Consider the following 17,570-nt stretch of genomic DNA (forward strand, 5'->3'; position numbering starts at 1 on the left):
CCTGCCTCACACGGACGGATCCGCGCGGCGCAGCGGGGTCCACAGTACACGAGATCCCGCGCAGCGCCGAATCGGGGCGGCGAGGCCGGGGGTGACGGCTCAGGCCTGCGCCCCGGACACCACCTCCGCGATGGCGCGGGCCTCCTCCGTGGTGGGGCCGGGGGCGGGGGCCATGACGGCGGCCCGGTAGTAACGCAGCTCGGTGATGGAGTCCTTGATGTCCCCGAGGGCGCGGTGGCCGCCGGTCTTGGCGGGGGCCTGGTAGTAGGCGCGCGGGTACCAGCGCCGGGCCAGCTCCTTCACGGTGGACACGTCCACGATCCGGTAGTGCAGGTGGTCGACGACGGCGGGCATGTAGCGGGCGAGGAACAGCTTGTCCTGGCCCACCGTGTTGCCGGCCAGCAGGCCCTTGCCGGCGGGCACGCGGGCGGCGATGTACTCGAGGACGCGCGCTGCGGCGTCGTCGAGCTCGAGACCCTCCGCCAGCTCCGGCAGCAGGCCGGAGGTGGTGTGCATGTCCCGGACGAACGGGTCCATCTGCTCGAGGGCCGCCGCGGAGGGACGGATCACCAGGTCGATGCCTTCGTCCAGGATGTTCAGCTCGGCGTCCGTGATGAGCACCGCCACCTCGACGAGCTCGTCGACCTGGGGGTGCAGGCCGGTCATCTCGCAGTCGATCCAGACCAGGGGGGCGCTCTCCGGCGTGGGGGTGCTCGTCTCGCTCATGCCCCCAGGCTACTCGCGTGTCACGATGGTAGATTCGAGCGAGCCGCGCCCTCGCGCGCCCTCGCAGGACCGCACGGAAGGACCCGTCGCATGAGCGTGTCGACCCCGCGTCCGTCCGGGTCCACGGCCCACCGGCCGGAGTACGTCGGCGTCGGCGGCCTCCGCGCGGACCCCCAGGTCGCCGGCGCGGACTGGTGGCCCATCCTGGTGGGGACCCTCGGCTCCCTCCTCCTGGTGGTGGGCTCGTACTCCGTCGGCTGGCTGGCCTCGGCCTCCCCGATCAATCGCTGGCAGTGGCTGATCCCGTGGCGCACCCAGGAGACCGGCGTGCTCGCCGGCGCGGCGCTCCTCACCCTCGGCTGCTGGGTGATGTTCTGGGCCTGGCTGCGCCTGGGCCAGACGATCCGCCCCTTCGGTCGCGGCGCCCTGCGCACGGTCAACCTCGCCACCGTCCTGTGGTGCCTGCCCCAGGTCGTGGCCCTGCCGATCTTCAGCCGGGACATCTTCGCCTACGTGGGACAGGGCCGTCTCATGGAGGCGGGGCAGGACCCCTACGTGGACACGATCTCCTCGCTGTCCAACTGGTTCCAGCTCGGAGCGGACGCCACCTGGGCGGACTCCGAGACCCCGTACGGTCCGATCTTCCTGTGGATCGAGCAGGCCGTCGTCGCGATCTCGGGGGACATGAACCCGGACCTGGCGATCTTCCTGTTCCGCCTGGTGGCGGTGGCCGGCGTCGCGCTGATCATGGTCTTCGTGCCGCTGCTCGCCCGCAGGATGGGCGTCAACGATGCGTGGGCGCAGTGGATCAGCGTCGCCAACCCGCTCTTCACCATCAGCTTCGTCGCGTCCGGGCACAACGACGCCCTCATGGTCGGCCTCGCCCTGGCCGGCACGTGGTGCGCGCTGCGCGCCGGGCATCCGCTCCGCCCCCAGCGGCCCGGGCAGTCCGTCGCGTGGGGGGTGGCCGGCGTCGTGCTGGTCACCCTATCCCTGGGCATCAAGCCCATCACCCTCGTGCTGCTCCCGTTCATCGGCCTGCTGTGGGCCGGCCCGACGGCCCGATGGCCGCGCCGGTTCGCCTTCTGGGCCCTCACCGCCGGGATCTCCTTCGGCCTCATGGCCCTGGTGGGCGTGCTCAACGGCTTCGGCTTCGGCTGGGTGGCCGTGATGGTCGGCACGGGCACGGGCACCGTGCCGTGGGGGCCGATCGGCATGCTGTCCCTCATCACGGTGGGGGCGAGCGAGCTCCTCGGGCAGGGGGCGGACGTGCAGGCCGTCGAGGGGGTGTACAAGACCGCCGGACGCGTGCTCTCGGTGCTCATCGTGCTGGCCCTGATGTTCCTCGGCCGCCAGGACCGCGTGATGACGCGCATGACCTGGGCGTTCACCGCGCTGGTGATCCTCTCGCCCATCATCCAGCCCTGGTACCTGTTGTGGCTGCTCCCGTTCTTCGCCGTGATCGGCATCCGGGACAACTGGCAGATCAAGTGGGTCGTGTTCACGGTCGGCTACTTCCTGGCGTTCGGCGCGTCGGACCAGCTCTTCACCTGGCAGTTCCTGGACATCGCGGACCAGGTCAAGGCCGTGTCCCTGATCGTCTCCGCCGTGTGTCTGCTGTGGATCCTCGTCGTGGACCGCCGCACCAGCCGGTTCGTGAAGGACCACTGGCACGTGCGCCCCGCCGTGCGCGCCGGCCTGGCCCGGCTCCGTGGCGCCCCTCGACCCGTGGAGCCGGGGGAGTGAGGCCCGCCGCCCCCGCGACGACCGGCGCCCGAGGGCCCCGTCCGAGCCGCGTGGCGGCGCAGCCCGAGCCGGAGGCGGCCGTCCGCCGGGGCACGTGGGCGTCCGTGCTCATCACGGTGGGCTCCTGGGGCGTGGGGTGGCTGCCGATGACGCCCGACTCGGTGTTCTCCGGCACCACCCTGCTCAACCCGCTGCGGGTCTACCTTCCCGGCGTGCTGCTCAGCACCGTGCTGCTGGCCGCCGGCTCGCTGCTCCTCGTCCGATCCTGGCTCGAGCTGGGGCGCGCGCTGCGGGGCCGCTGGGAGGAGCACGGCCGCCTGGTGGCCCGGGCCGCCTGGTGGTGGTCCGCCCCGCTGATGCTCGCGCTGCCGATCTTCTCCCGCGATGTGTTCTCCTACCTCCAGCAGGGCCGGCTCCTCGCGTCGGGTCTCGACCCGTATTCCCAGGGCGTGTCCGCCCTGCCCGGCTGGTTCATGCAGGGAGCGGACTCCATCTGGGCCGAGTCCCCGTCCCCCTACGGGCCGCTGTTCCTGCTGTTCGCCGAGACGACGTGGCGGGCCACGGGCGGCAACATCGAGCTCTCCGTCACGGCGTTCCGGCTCCTGGCGCTCGCGGGCCTGGCGCTGTGCCTGTGGGCGGTGCCGCGGCTGGCCGCCGTCGCGGGCCGGTGCGGGCCGTGGGCCACGTGGGTGGCCGTGGCGAACCCGTTGTTCCTGCTCTACATGATCGCCGGCGCGCACAACGACGCGCTGATGTCGGGGCTGATGCTCGCGGGCATCCTGCTCATGGTCCGCCTGCCCCGCCGCCGCGTGCATGCGCTGTGGGGAATCGTGCTGATCGCCCTGTCCGTCGCGATCAAGCCCCTGACAGCCCTCGTGCTGCCCTTCGTGGCCCTGCTCCTGCCCACCGGCTGGGCCCGGTTCCGCGCGGCCGATCCGCGCCTGCGCCGGCGGGACCGGCTCGGCCCGTGGTTCACGACGGCGGTGATCTCCCTGGCCGTCCTCACGATCCTCGGCGCCGGCTCCGGCCTCTGGTTCGGCTGGGTGCCGGCCATGCTCACGAGCGGGGACGCGGCGTTCCCGTATGCCCCCGTGGGCCTGCTCGGCCTGCTGCTCGGCGCGGTCGTCGAGGCCGTGACGCCCCTGGGGGCGCGCGACGTGGCCGCGGCCTTCTACACCGTGATGACGGTGTCGGCCCTCGGCTTCACGGCCTGGCTGGCCCTGCGCCGCCGGCCCCTGGACCCGGTGTTCAGCGCGGCGGCCGTGCTCGTGGTGGCCGTCGCCACCGCCCCGATCGTCCAGCCGTGGTACCTGCTCTGGGTCCTGCCGCTGCTGGCGTGCGCCCTCCGCCCGCTGCCGTGGGGCGCCGACCATCCCCGCTGGCTCGGGTGGGTCACCGCGCTCGCGGTCCTGTTGCTCACCGGCGTCGGCGTGGTGGACCAGCTCTCCGTGGCGCAGTGGCTGCCGGTCCTGGCCGTCCGCGTGTTCACCCTGGTCCTGATGCTCGCGGGGATCGGATGGATCATCCACCGCGATCCCGTCACCGCGCCCCTGTTCCCCGGGCGGCGGCGTCCTCCCCTGGAGGTGGTCGAGCCGCGGGCCGCGGCGGCGTCGCCGACGCCTCCGGAGGCGGGCGTGCCGCCGGACGCGCCGCCCGACGGGCCGCCGTCGACCGCCGCGCACCCCGCCTCCTCGTCCACCCGCATCCCCCAGGAGAGACCGTGACCTCCCACCCCCGCAGTCCCGCCCCGTCCCGTCCGAGCGGCCGCTGGGTCGGCCTGCTCGTCGGCCTGACCGTGGTGGCCGCCGCCGTCGGCGTGCTGACCAAGCAGTGGTGCCGCGTGAACGGCTGGGCGGCCCCCGGCGTGCACGCGCACATGTGCTATTCGGACTTCGCCCAGCTGTTCCCCACGCGGGGCCTCTCGGACGGCCACTTCCCCTTCTACACGCCGCTGCCGCCCGAGCAGTGGATGGAGTACCCGGCGTTGCTGGCCGTGGTCGCGGGTGTGACCATGTGGCTCGTGCCCGCCTCCGGCGACCTGCACGAGCGCACCGTGACCTACTTCGACGTGAACGCGATCGGCGTGGTGCTGTGCTGGATCGTGCTGGTCGTCGCGACCGCGTACACCGCGCGCGGTCGCTCCCGGGACGCCCTGCTCGTGGCCCTGGCCCCGGGGATCATCCTGACCTCGATGCTCAACTGGGACCTGTGGGCCGTGATGCTGGCCGCCCTGGCCCTGTGGGCGTGGACGGCGGGCCGTCCGACCCTCGCCGGCCTGCTCATCGGGCTCGGCACCGCCACGAAGCTCTACCCGCTGTTCTTCTTCGGCGCGATCTTCGTGCTGGCGCTGCGCACGGGCCGCTGGGCCGGGTTCGTGAAGGCGGCCCTGGCCGGGGCCGCGGCCTGGCTCGCGGTGAACCTCCCGTTCATGCTGACGGCGTTCGACCAGTGGTCGCGCTTCTACACGTTCTCGGGGGACCGCGCGGTCTCCTTCTCCTCGACCTGGCTGGCGCTGGCCTGGACAGGATGGTCCGGGGAGACGTTCACGACGCTTCAGAACGGCCTGTTCCTGGTGTGCTGCGTGGGGATCGCCTACCTCGCCCTCGCGGCGCGGCACCGTCCGCGCATGGCCCAGCTGTGCTTCCTGATCGTGGCGTCCTTCATCCTGTGGGGGAAGGTGTACTCGCCGCAGTTCGTGATGTGGCTGATCCCGCTCGTGGTCCTCGCGACGCCGCGGTGGCGCGCGTTCTGGATCTGGCAGGCCGTGGAGGTCTACCACTGGGGCGGGGTGTGGATGGAGTCGGCGCGCATCACCTCCGACGGGGCGTTCGCCGGCGGCGCCTGGTGGATCACCGCCTGGTATGCCTCGGGGATCGTGGCGCACATCGTCGCCCTCGTGTGGCTCATGACCACGGTGGTCAAGGACATCCTGGACCCCGTCCGCGACCCGGTGCGCCGCACCGCACTCGACCAGGGGGCCCCCGAGATCGCCCCGGGGGTGGCCGAGGACCCGCACGCCGGCGTCTTCACCGGTGCCCGTGACCGACTGCTCCTGCCCCCGGCCGGACTCGGCCTGCAGCCACTCGGCGAGTCCGCGGGCCGCTGACGGCGGAGCGGGTCCGCCGGCGCCGTGGGGTTCCGCTCAGCGGTGCTCGAGGTACGTCGTGCAGGTGGGCGAGACCGCGCGGTCCGGGTGGTGCAGGACGACGACGTCGCCCGCGGACCAGACCCGCTCGAAGCCGAGCCGCTCGGCGCGGGCCAGCGCCTGCTCCGGGGTGAGGGGGTCCCAGCCGCCGAGCTCGGGCACCGAGGTGTCCACGATCATCCACGTGGCCAGCTCGTCGCCGATGTCCCCGTGCAGCCCGACGTGGGTGCGGGCCGTCAGGTGCGGCACGGCGTTGTCGGCGGCCTCGACGCACACCCCGTCCGGGATCAGCCCGACCGCGTGGTCGAGGTCGCGGGCGTGCTGCGTCATCGTCATGTCGCCGGCGATCGTGCGGTGCAGCGGGTACACCTGCGGGAAGAACGCGGTGCCGATCAGACCGGCGGCCAGTGCCGCGGAGACGAGGACGGCGGGCAGCCGGCGCAGCGTGTCCCGGCGTCCGGCCAGCCGGTGGGCCGCCTCGAGCGCGGCCATGAGCAGCAGCGGGGCGAGGATCGCGTCGTACTGGTACACGGGGGCCCACACGTTGAGGCGGTCGTTGAACAGCCGCGAGAGCAGGATCGGCAGGGCCATCAGCGTGAGCGGGCTCAGGACCGGCAGGAACAGCAGCGGGACGAAGTGCAGGAGCCAGAGGGCCACCTTCAGCGGGTGGTCGAACAGCACCGCGACGGCGTTCCACGGCTGGGTCAGCAGGAACAGGACCGAACTGCGCATGTCCGGGCCCAGGGCGGTGAACTGCCAGTAGCCGAACGCGCCGGTGGGGGAGTAGTGGGGGATCACCACGGACGTGGCGAACCAGTAGCCGAGCACGCCCAGCACGGCGGTGACCGCGGCCTGCGGCCAGAAGCGACGGATCGCCATCACCAGGGCCACGGCCAGCAGGGTCACGCCCATGTCCTCTCGGACCGTGAGCAGCAGCGCCGCCAGGCCGGTGGCGAGCCACGCCCGCTGCCCGTCCAGGGCCCACACGAGCCAGGCGAGGATCGGCACGCCGAGGGTGACCTCGTGGAAGTCCCAGTTCACCATCGCCTGGAAGGGCCAGGAGAGCAGCAGGGCGGCGACGGCGGCCAGGGCCACCCCGTGTCCCGCGCGACGACGGGCGAACAGGTACACCGGCACGGCGGACGCGGCGAGGGCCAGCGCCATGACCACGCCGAGCATGCGGGGGTCCGGCCATACCCAGTAGAAGGGCGCCAGCAGCGCGAGGATCGGGTGGAAGTGGTCGCCGAGGATGTGGAAGTCCACGCCCTTGACGGAGCTGAGGGGGGCGTTGAACAGCGCGTACTGCCGCACCACCTGGTCGAAGATGCCCAGGTCGTAGCCCTTGGCCTCGTAGGTGGCGTACCGGAGGAAGGAGTGCGTCACGTACAGGGCCGCGGCCGCGACGAGCAGGGCGGCCAGCTGGACGCCCTCGCGACGGGTCACACGGACCTCGGGGACGGCGGGTCGCGGGGCGCGGAGCCAGGAGCGCAGACGGTCCAGGACGGTCTCCTTCGGGCGGTCGTCGGGCGTGCTCGGACGGCTCCGCCCCTGGTCTGGGTGCCCCAGGAGGGATTCGAACCCCCGACCGGCGGATTAGAAGGCCGCTGCTCTGTCCAGCTGAGCTACTGGGGCTGGGCCGTGTCAGTCTAACGGCCGCCGGCCGCGGCGCCGTCGGCTCCTGCACAGTCGCCCGGGGACCTCCGCGCGTCCCCAGACCGGCCCCGATCCTGCCGGGGTGCCCCGCGGTGGGGTTGTCTGGCCATGGCGGATCAGCCGATGCGCCGACGACTCGCCCCGGCGCCCACCGGGGCCCAGCCCAGGAGGCACACCATGCAGGACCTCATCACCGTGCGCGGCTTCGTGGCCACGGACCCCGCCACCCGCCACACCGCATCGGGGGCCGCCGTGACCGGCTTCCGCCTGGCCACCACCGAGCGGCGCTTCGACCGCGAGACCGCCGAGTGGGTGGACGCCCACACCAACTGGTACAGCATCTCGGCGTTCGGCCAGCTCGGCTCGAACACCGCCCAGTCCGTGAAGAAGGGCAACCCCGTGATCGTCACCGGTCGACTCCGGGTCCGCGACTGGTCCTCGGGCGAGCGCTCCGGCACGTCCGTGGACGTGGTGGCGGACGCCGTCGGGCTGGACCTGGGCTTCGGCTCGGCGGCGTTCCAGCGCAGCCAGCGCGCGGCCGTGCCGCGCCCCGAGTCGGCCCCGCGCGACGACGACGCGTCGGGCGGGCGGGCCGGCGCGGTCGGCGACGGGTTCAGCGCGGGCCTGCCGGACGGGTTCCAGGGTGGCGACGCCCCGGCCTCGCCCGGCCCGGACGAGTCGGACGCGGGCGCCCCCGGGCGCGAGCCGGCGGCGGCCGGCGTCGCCTGACCACGGGGCGGCACGGAGCACGGAGGGGGAGCGGGCTCGGTGGTCGCGGGATCGGCACGATGAGTGGAATCCCGCGGCCACCGACTAGCCTGGGCCGCATGGCGGAATTCATCTACACGATGGTCAAGGCCCGCAAGAAGGTGGGCGACAAACTGATCCTGGACGACGTCACCATGTCGTTCTACCCCGGGGCGAAGATCGGCATGGTCGGCCCCAACGGCGCCGGCAAGTCGACGATCCTGAAGATCATGGCCGGGCTGGACGAGCCCTCGAACGGCGAGGCGCGGCTCTCTCCCGGCTACTCGGTGGGCATCCTGATGCAGGAGCCCAAGCTGGACGAGTCCAAGACGGTGCTCGAGAACGTCCAGGAGGGCGTCGGCGAGATCTACGGCAAGATCCAGCGCTACAACCAGATCTCCGAGGAGATGGCGAACCCGGACGCGGACTTCGACGCCCTCATGGGGGAGATGGGCGAGCTGCAGTCCGCCATCGACGCCGCGGACGCGTGGGACATCGACTCCCAGCTCGAGCAGGCGATGGACGCCCTGCGCACGCCCCCGGGGGACGAGCCGGTCACGAACCTCTCCGGCGGCGAGAAGCGGCGCGTCGCACTGTGCAAGCTGCTGCTGGAGAAGCCCGACCTGCTCCTGCTCGACGAGCCCACCAACCACCTGGACGCCGAGTCCGTGCTGTGGCTCGAGCAGCACCTGGCCTCCTACCCGGGCGCCGTCATCGCCGTCACCCACGACCGGTACTTCCTCGACCACGTCGCGGAGTGGATCGCGGAGGTCGACCGCGGCCGCCTCTACCCGTACGAGGGCAACTACTCCACCTACCTGGAGACCAAGCGTGCCCGCCTCGAGGTGCAGGGCAAGAAGGACGCCAAGCTCGCCAAGCGCCTGGCCGAGGAGCTCGACTGGGTCCGCTCCAACACGAAGGGCCGTCAGGCGAAGTCCAAGGCCCGCCTGGCCCGCTACGAGGAGATGGCGGCCGAGGCCGAGAAGACCCGCAAGCTGGACTTCGAGGAGATCCAGATCCCGCCGGGCCCGCGGCTGGGCACCGTCGTGATCGAGGCCAAGGACCTGAAGAAGGGCTTCGGGGACCGCGTCCTCATCGACGGCCTGTCCTTCTCCCTGCCCCGCAACGGCATCGTCGGCGTGATCGGCCCGAACGGCGTCGGCAAGACCACCCTGTTCAAGACCATCGTCGGCCTCGAGCCCCTGGACGGCGGTGAGCTGAAGATCGGCGAGACCGTGAAGATCTCGTACGTGGACCAGTCTCGCTCCAACATCGACCCCGAGAAGTCGCTGTGGGAGGTCGTCTCGGACGGCCTGGACTACATCAAGGTCGGCAACGTCGAGATGCCCTCGCGCGCCTACGTGTCCGCGTTCGGCTTCAAGGGCCCGGACCAGCAGAAGAAGGCCGGCGTGCTCTCCGGCGGTGAGCGCAACCGCCTGAACCTGGCCCTGACCCTCAAGGAGGGCGGCAACCTGCTGCTCCTCGACGAGCCCACCAACGACCTCGACGTGGAGACCCTGACCTCCCTCGAGAACGCGCTGCTCGAGTTCCCGGGCTGCGCCGTCGTCGTCTCGCACGACCGCTGGTTCCTGGACCGCGTGGCCACCCACATGCTGGCCTACGAGGGCACCGCGGAGGACCCGGCCAACTGGTACTGGTACGAGGGCAACTTCGAGTCCTACGAGGCCAACAAGGTCGATCGGCTCGGCCCCGAGGCCGCCCGCCCGCACCGGATGACGCACCGCAAGCTCACGCGCGACTGAGCCGACGCGCCCCCGGGCGCCGCGCCGACGACGGCCCGCCGCGATCACGTGATCGCGACGGGCCGTCGTCGTGCCGGGACGAGTGCACATCGGCCGCCATGAACGGCCCGCGCGCGGCGCGGACGTCGAGCCGCCTCACCCGTGGCAGGGCCCGATCGGCAGCCTCACCCCCGTGGAACCGCCGGGTCAGCGCCGCCAGCTGCGGCGCAGCACCGTCCGCATGGCCATGCGCTGGGCCGCGCCACGAACCCGCGCCCGCCGGGCGGCGGCCCCCTCGGGCAGGCGGACCATGCCCTCCTGGGCGACCGTGGCCACGAGCGTCCCGTCCTCGGTGAACACGGCGCCCGTGCCGAGGCCGCGCGCGCCCTGGGCGCTGGGGGAGTCTTGGACGTAGAGCAGCCACTGGTCGACGCGGGCGGGCCGGTGGAACCACATCGCGTGGTCGAGGGAGGCCGCGGACATGCCGGGCTGGATCCAGGCCACGCCGTGCTGCCGCAGGATCGGCTCGAGGAGCGTGTAGTCCGAGGCGTAGGTGAGCGCCGCCAGGTGCAGCGCGGGGTCGTCCGCCAGGGGCGTGAAGGTCTTCATCCACACCATGTTGCGGTTCTCGGTCTCCGCGGCCGGGTCCACATAGATGGCCGGGGTGACGTGGCGGATGTCGAACGGTCGGGACCAGGCCCACTCCTGGGCCACGGGGTGGTTGATGCCGCCCAGCACGTCCGCCGTCGTGGGCAGGTCCTCGGGCCGGGGCACTCCCTCCGGCATGGCCACCTGGTGGTCCAGCGCGCTGCCGGCGGGCTCCTGGAAGGAGCAGGTCAGGGCGAGGATGGCCTTCTCGTTCTGGGAGGCCAGCACCCGGCGGACGGAGAAGGAGCGGCCGTCCCGCAGCGTCTCGACGGTGAACGTGATGGGCTGCAGCGCGTCCCCGGGGCGGATGAAGTAGCCGTGGAGCGAGTGGGCGGGGCGGGCGGCCGGCACCGTGCGGGAGGCGGCCGCCAGAGCCTGGGCGAGCACCTGGCCGCCGAACACCCGGCCGCGCGTCTGCCGGGGAGTCGTGCCCGTGAAGCGGACCTGACCCGTCACCGGGTCCGGCGCGGCCGGCGTCAGCTCCAGGATCCCGCGCAGCACGTCGGTGGGGTCCTTCGGGGCCGAGGCCGGACGGCCCGGTGCGCGACTGGGGCGGGGACGGGGATGGCGTTGCGGCACGAACGGCTCCTTCGACGTGGATGGACCCCGCGACGGCGGGGCGGCCCGGGACGCGGCGGACCTGGGACAATGCTTGCATGACCGAGCACTCCGCCGCCCCCGTCCTCCGCTTCGTCGACGACCGCGCTGTGCGGGATCTCGAGCAGCTGGCCACCCGCGCGCGTCGCGTCGCCGATACGGGGATGCGCCTGCACGTCGTGCCCGAGGCGGGGCGCTCTCGCACCCCGATGCTCGCCCAGTGGGTCTCCGTGCTGCAGCCGGCCGGGCTCGGAGACGGGGTGCCCGTCGTCCTGGGGCTGCGCACCGTGCCCCTGGCGACCGCCGACGGCGTGGCGGACCTGGACGCCGTCGTCGCCCTGGGCTCCGTCACCGAGCGCACCGCCCGGATGCGCGGCCAGGACCCCGTCGACCTGGCGTTCGCCGTGCCGCCGGGCCGCGAGCACGTCACCTGGACCGCGCTGACCCCGCCCCGCGGCGGCTGGACGCCCGTGGCCGAGGTCGCCGATGAGGAGTTGACCGAGGTGGCCACACGCGGCGCCGACGCCGTGTGGGACGCCCTGCCCGAGAACCCGGGGGAGGCGCTGGTCCGCAAGATCCGGGCGCAGATGTGGGGACCCCTGCTCGGGGGCGACGCTCTGCAGTTCCCGGCCGGCATGGCCTTCGGCGCGCACGCGCTGGGCTTCCTGCGGCCCGGCGGCCGCGCCCGGCTCAGCACGGCGGGGCCGTGGACGCGCCTGGACACCCCCGGCGGCTTCGTGCTGGGCCGCCCCGCCATGGCGGTGTGAGCCCGCGCCCCATGTCGGGGCGCGGACCGCGGGCCGGTCAGGCCGAGTTCTGCAGGGAGTGGGCGGCCCGCTCCAGGTAGTCCCAGAGTTCGGCCTCGTGCAGCGGTGACAGCTCCAGCGTGTCGACGGCGGCGCGCATGTGCCGCAGCCACGCGTTGCGCGCGGCCGGGTCGATCCGGTACGGGGCGTGGCGCATGCGCAGGCGGGGGTGGCCGCGCTCCTCGGAGTACGTCCGCGGTCCGCCCCAGTACTGCTCCAGGAACATGAGCAGCCGGCGCTGGGCGCCCTCGAAGTCGTCCTGCGGATACATCGGGGCGAGGATCTCGTCCTCGCGCACGCGGGCGTAGAACTCGGCGGTCAGCCGGTCGAAGGTCGGGCGGCCGCCGACGGCGTCGTAGAAGCTGGCGGCCTGACCGGGCGCGGCCGGGGTCCCCGGGGTCGCACCGGCGGGGCCCGCCGCGGCGTCGCGGGCGCGCACCTGCTCCACCGGGGCGGGTGTGCCCTCCTGCATCACCGGCTCGACCTCGGTGGGCCGCTCCGCCAGGCCCGTCACACGGGACGGGCCCTTGGCGACGCGCGGCCGCAGCACCGCCAGGGGGGCGCCCAGGCGCGCGGAGTGGTCCGGCAGCGTCGGCGCGCCGGTGGGCAGGGCCTCGGGGCGGACCGGCTCGACGGCGACCGGGGCCGAGAGCGAGTTCGCGATGAAGCACAGCCGGTGCGCCTCGGCGTGGAGGGCCTCGGCCCGCTCCCGGTCGGCCTCGTCCTGCAGCGTGACCTCGGGCCGCAGCGTGATCGCGGTGAACCGACCGGCGCCGTCGCCGTCCACCTCGAGCTCGCCCTCGACCCCGCACGTCATCCCCGTGACCACGACCCCGGAGGTCGCCGCGACATGGAGGTACGAGAGCACGTGACACTCGGCGAGCGCGCCGAGCAGGAGGGTCTCCGGGTTCCACTTCGAGTCGTCGCCGCGGAAGGGGCGGGCGGCCGAGGCCTGGATCTCGCCGACGGCGGCGTCCTGGATCACCACGGAGCGGTCGTAGTCGCGGACGCCGGAGGTGCCCGAGCCGCGGTCGCCCGTCCACTCGGTGCGCAGGGAGAAGGTGTGCTTCATGGGTTCCAGCCTAGCCAGCCCGCGCCTCGACGGCGGCGGGGGCGGTGCTGGAGGGCATCTTCCGTGGAATGCCCACCAGCCCCCGCCCGGTTCAGGCCCCGGCGTGGACCTGATGCACGTGCGCCGTCGCGTGCTCGCGCGCGGCCAGGGCGCGGATCGTCTCGTCCCGGCCCTCGGCGAGGACGCGGGACAGCCCCGCGCGGGTGTCGGCCAGCCGCTCGGACAGGGCGGTGGCGCGGTCGGCGATCTCCGGAGTGACCTGGGCGGTCGGGTAGCCCAGCGTCGCGGCGGTCTCGGCCATCTCGTGAGAACGGGAGTCCCACATCGCCTCGACGCCCTCGAAGTAGGCGTCCGCGAAGGGCGCGATCAGCGCGGCGTCATGGACCCGGGCGAACCCGATCAGGGCCTGGCGCTGCTCCGTGTTGGACAGTTCGCCGGCCATCACCCGGTCCCAGACCGCGCGCTTCGCCTCGGCCGTCGGCACGGCGGCCCGGGCCTGGATCGCGGCGAGCGCGCCCGTGGCGGTCGCGTCGGCGCGCTCGGCCTCGGCGATCTCGGCCTCCCCGGCGCGGCCGGCCGCCACCAGCGCGGTGAGCAGCTCCCAGCGCAGGTCCGTGGTGAGGTCCAGCCCGGGCACGGTGCGGGTGCCGTCGACGAGGGCGGACAGGCGGTCCAGCTGCGCCGTGGTGCGCGCGTGCAGGGCGAACGCCTTGACGAACTGCAGCTGGTTGTCCGAGCCGTCCTCGGCCTCCGCGACGAGGCCCCACAGACGGTCGGCCGCCGCGACCCGCACGGCCTCGGCCTGGTCCTCGGGCAGGTACAGGCCGATCGCCGTCGCGAGCTGGCGCAGCAGCGTCTGCACCACGGAGGAGTCCCGCTCGTGGCCGACGTTGGCGAGGACGAGGTCGACGAACCAGGCGGCGGAGGCCTCGCCGTCGCGCACGGTGTCCCAGGCCGCCCCCCACAGCAGCGTGCGCGCCAGGGAGCCGTCCACATCCTTCAGACGGGTGGACGCGGCCTCCCACGAGGCGTCGTCGAGGCGCAGCTTGGCGTAGGCCAGGTCGTCGTCGTTGGGCAGGATCACGGCGGGACGACGGCGGGCGGCGGCCTCGACGACCTCGGTCACCTCCCCGGCCACGTCGAGCTCGAAGCGCTCGGTGCGGATCAGGCGGCCGGTGGCCTCGTCCACGTCGTAGAAGCCCACGGCCAGACGGTGGGGGCGGAGCACGTCGTCGCCGGGCGCCGACGGTGAGCCGTCCGGGGCGCTCTGGCGCAGACGCAGCGCGGTGATGGTGCCGGCCTCATCCGTCTCCACCTCGGTGCGCAGCGTGTTCACGCCCGAGGTCTCGAGCCACACGCGGGTCCATTCGGACAGGTCGCGGCCGGACGCGGCCTCGAGCTCGGTCATGAGGTCCGGCAGCTCCGTGTTCTGCCACGCGTGCTTGGCGATGTACGCGCGGACGCCGACCATGAAGTTCTCCTGGCCCACCCAGGCCACGAGCTGGCGGAGCACCGAGGCGCCCTTGGCGTAGGTGATGCCGTCGAAGTTGACGAGCACGTCGTCGAGGTCGCGGATCCGGGCCTTGATGGGGTGCGTGGAGGAGAGCTGGTCCTGGCGGTAGGCCCAGTTCTTCTCCATGGAGGAGAAGGTGGTCCAGGCGCCGGTGTACTGCGTGTTCTCAGCGGCGGCGAGCGTGGACATGAACTCGGCGAACGACTCGTTGAGCCACAGGTCGTTCCACCAGCGCATGGTGACCAGGTCGCCGAACCACATGTGGGCGAGCTCGTGGAGGATCGTGATGGCGCGGCGCTCGATCAGCGCCTCCGGCACGGTCCCGCGGAAGACGTACGACTCGAGGAAGGTCACACAACCGGCGTTCTCCATCGCGCCGGCGTTGAACTCGGGCACGAACAGCTGGTCGTACTTCTCGAACGGGTAGGCGTGGCCGTACTGGGCCTCGAAGAACTCGAATCCCTGGCGGGTGAGCTCGAAGACGTTCTCCGCATCCAGGTGCTCCACCAGCGACGCGCGGCAGTAGACGCCGAGGGGGATCGTGCGGCCGTCGGCGCTGGTCAGCTCCGAGTGCACGGAGGCGTACGGGCCGGCGACGAGCGCGGTGATGTAGGAGGGGATGCGCGGGGTGGGCTTGAACTCCCAGACCGCGGCGTCCACCCCCTGCGGGTTCTCCTCGTTCGCCACGACGCCGAGGGTGCGGCGGGAGGCCTCCGGCTGGTTGGACACCACGGCCCAGTGCGCCGGCGCGGTCACCGTGAAGCGGAACGCGGCCTTGAGGTCGGGCTGCTCGAACACCGCGAACATGCGGCGGGAGTCCGGCACCTCGAACTGGGTGTAGAGGTAGACCTCCTGGTCCACGGGGTCCACGAACCGGTGCAGGCCCTCGCCGGTGTTGCTGTAGTCCCCGAGCCCGTCGACCACGAGGGTGTTCTGCGCCGCCAGCGGGCCGATCCGCAGTCGGGCGCCGTCGAAGTCCGCCACGTCCAGGGCCTCGCCGTTGAGGGTCACCGTGGGAGCCTGCTCCGCCACGAAGTCGATCCACGTGTGGGTGCCCACCGCGTCCTGCGTGGCCGCGAACGTCACGGTGGTGGCCGTGTGGAAGTGCTCCGCTCCGCGGGTGAGGTCCAGGCTCACCTCGTACGCGTCCACGGTGAGGGCGGCCGCGCGCGCGGCGGCCTCTTCGCGGGTGATGTTCATGGCGGCGGCGGTGGTCACGGTCGGACTCCTCCTGGGGTCGGGTGGATGCGGCACGGCCGGGCGCCTGTGATGGGGGCCATGGCACGGTGCTCCCCAGTGTGCCACCTGGCCCGGGCGTCGTGGACGGCCGCGGAAGGGCGGGCCGGCCGGCGTGCTCAGCCCCCGATCTCGGCCAGTCGGGTCGCCGCCGCACGCAGCACCTCAGCCACCTCGGGCACGCGTGCCGGTGGCATCCGCTGCTCGGCCGCCGAGGCGGTGAGGGACACCTGGGGGATGCCTCCCGTCCGCGCCGGGACGCCACAGGCGACTCCGGCCACCCCGGGCACGACCGGCACACCGCCGCACCACCCCTGCTCGTCCATCTGACGCAGCAGGGTGTCCAGCAGGTCGTGCAGGGCCCCGTCATCCGTCAGGTTCCAGCGGCGGGGAGGCCGGGCGACGACCGCGTCCACTTCCGCTCGCCGGCGCTCGGGCGGCAGGGAGGCCAGGAGCGCGATGCCGGCGTACCCGGCGGCAAGCCGTTTGACCTCGCCGACCTCCACGGTGAAGACGCGCACGGGGGAGTCGCCGTCGCATCGCAGGAGGTAGGCCACTCCGCCCGCAGCCCGTGCCGCCAGGTAGACCGTGTCCCCCAGCTCGTCCGCGGCGGCCTGGACCACGGCCCGGCTGGCCTCGCGTTCGATCAGGCACCGCGGCGTCACCGGTTCGAACCCGACCGGGCCCCACCGATCACCGAGCGCATAGGCGGCCCCGCGCCGGGTCACGGCACCCTGCTCCGCCAGGTCGGCCAGCAGTCGATGGGCGGTGGGCTGGGGCAGACCCGTCCGCTGGACGAGCTGGCTCAGCCGCAGGCCGGCGGGTCCGGCCTCGTGCAGCAGGCGCATCACGAGGGCGGCACGGGGCAGGACGCCGGTGGGTGGGGTCATAGGGGTCACCGGTCGATCGTGCCGCAGCTCCGGCGTCGGAGCCAGTTCCATCTGATGGACTAAATGATTGCCGCTCTACTTGCATTCCGAGAAATGAACGCGCCATGCTGGGAAATGTAGGGCGGGTCACATCGCGGGTGTCGTCCCCATAGTCCACATATCGGTTTCCAGGAGGAGCCTCATGCCACTGACCGCATCGACCGTCACGCGCACCGTCAGCGTGGACGGTGCCTCCGTCACCTGCCACGACTCGGTGACACCCGGGGAGCTCGACCGGCCTCTCGTGCTGGTCCACGGCACGGGCGGGACGACCGCCTCGCACTTCGGCCACCTGTTCCCGATGATGGCCACGCGGACGCGCGTCATCGCCGTGGACTGGGCGCCGACGGCCGACCCCGCCGCAGACCTGACCGTCGACCTGCTGGTCGGCCAGGTGCGGGCTGTCGTCGACGAGCTCCTCGGCCCCGACGCCGCGTTCGACCTGCTGGGCTACTCACTCGGCGCCGTCGTGGCCGGGCAGCTGGCCGCCGACCTCGGTCGCCGTGTGGAGAACCTCGTGCTCGTGGCCGGCTGGGCGACGACGGATGTCCACCAGCGCCTGCGCAACGAGGTCTGGCGGCACCTGTACGCCACGAGCCCTGATGCCCTGGCCCGTTACACGGCCTTCTGCGGCCTGTCCCCGCTGGCCCTGCGCTCCCTGACCCCGGCCATGCTCGACGGGGCGCTCGCCTCCCTGACCGCGGACGAGTTCACCGCCCGGCAGATGGACCTGAACGCCCGCGTGGACGTCGCCGACCGTCTCTCCGCCGTCACCGCGCGGACACTGATCGTCTCCTGTGCCGAGGACATCATGGTCCCGCCCCATCACCAGTACGAGCTGCTCGGCATCATCGACGACGCGCGGCTGACGACCATGACGAGCGGCCACGCCTTCTTCCTCGAGCGCCCGGCCGAACTCATGCAGATCGTCGACCTGTACCTGCGCGAGCCCGACCGCCACCCGGCCGGCGCGATCATCCCCGAGACCCACGCCTGAGAGAGGGGCCAGC

13 protein-coding genes, 1 tRNA gene and 1 pseudogene are annotated in these 17,570 nt (G+C 72.9%); 7 read left to right on the forward strand and 8 right to left on the reverse strand.

Features of this window, described 5'->3' with window-relative positions:
- Positions 1-99: 99 nt before the first annotated feature.
- Positions 100-726 carry an oligoribonuclease gene (orn, locus tag B1A86_RS04775; RefSeq protein WP_036340216.1) on the reverse strand — a complete coding sequence of 209 codons (627 nt, stop codon included), beginning with the start codon at positions 724-726 and terminating at the stop codon, positions 100-102.
- A gap of 90 nt (positions 727-816) precedes the next feature.
- Between orn and mptB (B1A86_RS04780) the strand changes: the two genes are divergently transcribed.
- The 3 genes from mptB (B1A86_RS04780) to B1A86_RS04790 are packed head-to-tail and all read left to right on the forward strand — an operon-like array spanning position 817 to position 5,578.
- Positions 817-2,472, forward strand: a complete 1,656-nt coding sequence (gene mptB, locus B1A86_RS04780; protein WP_078026078.1) for a polyprenol phosphomannose-dependent alpha 1,6 mannosyltransferase MptB — start codon at positions 817-819, stop codon at positions 2,470-2,472.
- 50 nt (positions 2,473-2,522) lie between these two features.
- Positions 2,523-4,196, forward strand: coding sequence for a polyprenol phosphomannose-dependent alpha 1,6 mannosyltransferase MptB (gene mptB, locus B1A86_RS04785; RefSeq protein WP_246836849.1), 1,674 nt, complete (start codon positions 2,523-2,525; stop codon positions 4,194-4,196).
- Positions 4,193-5,578, forward strand: coding sequence for a glycosyltransferase family 87 protein (locus tag B1A86_RS04790; protein ID WP_036316843.1), 1,386 nt, complete (start codon positions 4,193-4,195; stop codon positions 5,576-5,578). The genes mptB (B1A86_RS04785) and B1A86_RS04790 overlap by 4 nt, the downstream gene beginning before the upstream one ends.
- Positions 5,579-5,614: 36 nt before the next feature.
- Here the strand turns inward: B1A86_RS04790 and B1A86_RS04795 are convergent, their stop codons facing one another.
- Entirely contained in the window at positions 5,615-7,060 is a 1,446-nt protein-coding gene (locus B1A86_RS04795; RefSeq protein ID WP_061867776.1) for a DUF2079 domain-containing protein, read from the reverse strand.
- A gap of 115 nt (positions 7,061-7,175) precedes the next feature.
- Positions 7,176-7,249 (reverse strand) — tRNA-Arg (locus B1A86_RS04800).
- 198 nt (positions 7,250-7,447) lie between these two features.
- On the opposite strand from B1A86_RS04800, the gene B1A86_RS04805 reads away from it, so the two are divergent.
- Positions 7,448-7,999, forward strand: a complete 552-nt coding sequence (locus B1A86_RS04805) for a single-stranded DNA-binding protein (protein WP_036381125.1) — start codon at positions 7,448-7,450, stop codon at positions 7,997-7,999.
- 98 nt (positions 8,000-8,097) lie between these two features.
- The gene (gene ettA, locus B1A86_RS04810; RefSeq protein ID WP_063190229.1) at positions 8,098-9,780 is read left to right on the forward strand and encodes an energy-dependent translational throttle protein EttA; all 1,683 of its coding nucleotides are present in this window, start codon (positions 8,098-8,100) and stop codon (positions 9,778-9,780) included.
- Positions 9,781-9,966: 186 nt separating this feature from the next.
- On the opposite strand, the gene B1A86_RS04815 is transcribed toward ettA, so the two are convergent.
- Positions 9,967-10,986: an acyl-CoA thioesterase II gene (locus tag B1A86_RS04815; RefSeq protein ID WP_078026081.1), complete on the reverse strand. Its 1,020-nt coding sequence runs from the start codon at positions 10,984-10,986 to the stop codon at positions 9,967-9,969.
- Between the two features lie 77 nt (positions 10,987-11,063).
- On the opposite strand from B1A86_RS04815, the gene B1A86_RS04820 reads away from it, so the two are divergent.
- Positions 11,064-11,771 carry a hypothetical protein gene (locus B1A86_RS04820; protein WP_078026082.1) on the forward strand — a complete coding sequence of 236 codons (708 nt, stop codon included), beginning with the start codon at positions 11,064-11,066 and terminating at the stop codon, positions 11,769-11,771.
- A gap of 37 nt (positions 11,772-11,808) precedes the next feature.
- Here the strand turns inward: B1A86_RS04820 and B1A86_RS11610 are convergent, their stop codons facing one another.
- From B1A86_RS11610 to B1A86_RS04835, 4 genes and pseudogenes are all read right to left on the reverse strand, one after another.
- A complete protein-coding gene (locus tag B1A86_RS11610) occupies positions 11,809-12,282 on the reverse strand; it encodes a globin (protein WP_206481505.1) in 474 nt (157 codons plus the stop codon).
- Positions 12,283-12,450: 168 nt separating this feature from the next.
- Positions 12,451-12,882, reverse strand: a pseudogene (locus tag B1A86_RS11615) (OsmC family protein); the annotation flags it as partial.
- A gap of 91 nt (positions 12,883-12,973) precedes the next feature.
- A complete protein-coding gene (gene pepN / locus B1A86_RS04830) occupies positions 12,974-15,595 on the reverse strand; it encodes an aminopeptidase N (RefSeq protein ID WP_051995310.1) in 2,622 nt (873 codons plus the stop codon).
- A 155-nt stretch (positions 15,596-15,750) separates the two neighbouring features.
- Positions 15,751-16,521 (reverse strand): IclR family transcriptional regulator, encoded by a 771-nt coding sequence (locus B1A86_RS04835; protein ID WP_168196734.1) that lies wholly within the window; start codon positions 16,519-16,521, stop codon positions 15,751-15,753.
- A gap of 181 nt (positions 16,522-16,702) precedes the next feature.
- On the opposite strand from B1A86_RS04835, the gene B1A86_RS04840 reads away from it, so the two are divergent.
- Entirely contained in the window at positions 16,703-17,557 is an 855-nt protein-coding gene (locus B1A86_RS04840; protein WP_049146105.1) for an alpha/beta fold hydrolase, read from the forward strand.
- The last annotated feature ends 13 nt before the right edge of the window (positions 17,558-17,570 follow it).

The sequence above is a fragment of the Micrococcus sp. KBS0714 genome (genome assembly GCF_002008305.4).
Classification (GTDB): domain Bacteria; phylum Actinomycetota; class Actinomycetes; order Actinomycetales; family Micrococcaceae; genus Micrococcus; species Micrococcus luteus.

Excerpts from the sequence above, each read along its gene's own strand:
- mptB (WP_078026078.1), top strand. The coding sequence starts at position 817 with ATGAGCGTGTCGACCCCGCGTCCGTCCGGGTCCACGGCCCACCGGCCG.
- ettA (WP_063190229.1), top strand. The coding sequence starts at position 8,098 with ATGGCGGAATTCATCTACACGATGGTCAAGGCCCGCAAGAAGGTGGGC.
- B1A86_RS04805 (WP_036381125.1), top strand. The coding sequence starts at position 7,448 with ATGCAGGACCTCATCACCGTGCGCGGCTTCGTGGCCACGGACCCCGCC.
- B1A86_RS04820 (WP_078026082.1), top strand. The coding sequence starts at position 11,064 with ATGACCGAGCACTCCGCCGCCCCCGTCCTCCGCTTCGTCGACGACCGC.
- B1A86_RS04840 (WP_049146105.1), top strand. The coding sequence starts at position 16,703 with ATGCCACTGACCGCATCGACCGTCACGCGCACCGTCAGCGTGGACGGT.
- B1A86_RS04835 (WP_168196734.1), bottom strand. The coding sequence starts at position 16,521 with ATGACCCCACCCACCGGCGTCCTGCCCCGTGCCGCCCTCGTGATGCGC.
- pepN (WP_051995310.1), bottom strand. The coding sequence starts at position 15,595 with ATGAACATCACCCGCGAAGAGGCCGCCGCGCGCGCGGCCGCCCTCACC.
- B1A86_RS11610 (WP_206481505.1), bottom strand. The coding sequence starts at position 12,282 with ATGCAGGAGGGCACACCCGCCCCGGTGGAGCAGGTGCGCGCCCGCGAC.
- orn (WP_036340216.1), bottom strand. The coding sequence starts at position 726 with ATGAGCGAGACGAGCACCCCCACGCCGGAGAGCGCCCCCCTGGTCTGG.